Here is a 1,787-nt window from a genome sequence, read left to right as displayed (position 1 = left end):
CCGCCGCGGACCACCTCGCCCGATGCAGCGAAGGCGTCCGTATCACCCCATTCTAGGCGGCGCCGGGGTCGTCCTTGTTGGCGCGCACTCGGCACCGGATCAGGCGCAGTGGACCCGCGAGTGGAACGAGTGCCGCCGGGTTCGATGGCGCAGCTCGTCGCCGGTGCCGATCGGTTCTACGGGCCAGCAGGTCGCGGTCGGTCATGGCGTGCCGCAACCCGGCCCTGAAAGCGTCCTCCAACTCGGCGGTGTCCACCTCGACCCGGTCGACCCGGCGCCCGCGGGACGCGCACGAACCCGCTCCGGGTGTACCGCGTGGCTGCGGTGTCGCCGTGGGTGACGACCAGGATCTCCGGGCCCGAGACATCGGCCACCGAATTGCATCACCGTGGCGATCGCCTGGCCGCAGCCAGGCCAGGTCCGCGTCGCTCAGCTTGACGATGTCGCTGCGGGAGGTCATCTCGTCGATTCGGGCGATAGCGGTGTCCTACGCGCCGCCTTCGCCAACCCCACCGCGCCCTGCCGGCCCCGGGCACCCGGGTCGCCTCGCGGGAGCCGCTGAGAGCATTTGCCTCGAGGCGAGACCCAGACCGAGCCGAACACGACAAGCGGCGAAGATTCAACGGCCCACGGTGCCCGGTCGGACGGAACACTCCGCGATTCGAAGCGGGGAGCCAACGATCTTCATCGCCCCGACGTGCGGATATCCGCACGAACCCTCGCTGCTGCCCGCTTGCGGCCGTTCCGGCGGCCACAAATCGAAACTCGGTGTGCGCCAATTCGAAATGGTTCGACCGACGCTCATCGAGGATTCGGCAAACGAATTACTCGGGACACCACAGGGACGCGCCGCGGCGTAGCGTTGGGGTGACGCCTTGTGGGCTCGCCCAGCAAGTTGGCTCACCCAATCCAGGTAAAAACCTTATGCACCAGCTCAGTTCACTCGATACGCAGTTCCTCGACGCCGAGACATCCACCACCTCCACCCATGTCGGGGTCCTGAGTGTCCTCGGCCCCACCGCGCCAGGCGGCCAGCTCACGGTGCGAGACCTCCGCACGCTCGCAGATGGCCGATTACACCTGGTAGGGCCACTGCGGTGGCGGCTACAGGAGGTACCCCTCGGGCTCGACCGGCCCTACTGGGTGGACTCCGAGTTCCTCGACCTCGGCTATCACATCCGGGAGGTCGCCCTGACCGGTCCCGGCACCGACGAACAGCTCGCCGAGCAGATTTCCGGTCTCGCGGCACGCCCACTGAGCCGCGACCGGCCCCTGTGGGAGTGCTATCTGGTGAACGGGCTCACCGGTGGCCGGCAGGCGATCTACACCAAGGTGCACCCGGCGGTGATCGACGGTCTGACCGCGGAGCAGGCCCTCGCGGTGCTGATGGACACCGCCCCGCAACCCCGCACGGTGCCGCACCGGCTCAGCGACGAGCAGTACCAGGCGGCCGGCGCACTGGGGATGCTCGGCAACAGCGCCTGGCATCTCGCACTATTGCCCGCGCGGCTGATGTGGTCCTCGCTCCGGCTGGCACCGTACCTGCCCGAGCTCGCCCGCGCCCTCACCGTCCCCGGCGCGGACCTGCTGGGCACACTCGCCCGCAGGCTGACCCGGCGCGCATGGTGGTGGTCGGCTGACGAGCCGACGGCCGGGGCACCGACACCGCCCGACGCCCCATTCAACGGCCCCGCCACCGCGCGCCGACGCTTCGCGTTCACCTCGTTGCCGCTCGGCGAGGTCGAGGCGGTCAGGTCCGCGCTGGGTTTCACCGTCGACGACGTGGT

2 protein-coding genes are annotated in these 1,787 nt (G+C 69.5%); one reads left to right on the top strand and one right to left on the bottom strand.

From position 1 onward, the window contains the following. Window positions 1–52: 52 nt before the first annotated feature. The gene (locus AZG88_RS54855; RefSeq protein WP_061043082.1) at window positions 53–460 is read right to left on the bottom strand and encodes a hypothetical protein; all 408 of its coding nucleotides are present in this window, start codon (window positions 458–460) and stop codon (window positions 53–55) included. Between the two features lie 464 nt (window positions 461–924). Here AZG88_RS54855 and AZG88_RS45605 point away from each other — a divergent pair. Further along, window positions 925–1,787, top strand: an 863-nt coding sequence (locus AZG88_RS45605) for a wax ester/triacylglycerol synthase family O-acyltransferase (RefSeq protein WP_231914435.1), incomplete at its 3' end; no start/stop codon positions are given.

Origin of the sequence: Rhodococcus sp. LB1 (assembly GCF_001583455.1) — a bacterium.
GTDB lineage: Bacteria > Actinomycetota > Actinomycetes > Mycobacteriales > Mycobacteriaceae > Rhodococcus_F > Rhodococcus_F opacus.
This window is presented reverse-complemented; position numbering and strand designations above follow the sequence as displayed.